1 protein-coding gene is annotated in these 273 nt (G+C 65.2%); it reads left to right on the top strand.

Features of this window, described 5'->3' with window-relative positions; genetic code table 11:
* Positions 1–273 (top strand): TCP-1/cpn60 chaperonin family protein (locus AB4Y42_RS44480; protein ID WP_368697929.1); only part of this gene is annotated, 273 nt, incomplete at both ends.

Below are 273 nucleotides of genomic sequence, written 5' to 3' on the forward strand. Positions count from 1 at the left end.
CAAGGACGACACCATCATCATCGATGGCGCCGGTGACCCGAAGCGCATCGAGGCGCGCGTGAAGTCCATCCGTGCGCAGATCGAGGACGCGACGAGCGATTACGATCGCGAAAAGCTGCAGGAGCGCCTCGCGAAGCTCGCTGGCAGCGTGGCCGTGATCAAGGTCGGGGCGGCCACCGAGGTTGAAATGAAGGAGAAGAAAGACCGCGTCGACGATGCGCTGCACGCCACGCGTGCGGCGGTCGAGGAAGGCATCGTGCCGGGTGGTGGCGT

It is taken from the genome of Paraburkholderia sp. EG286B (assembly GCF_040965655.1).
In the GTDB taxonomy this organism is placed as follows: Bacteria; Pseudomonadota; Gammaproteobacteria; order Burkholderiales; family Burkholderiaceae; genus Paraburkholderia.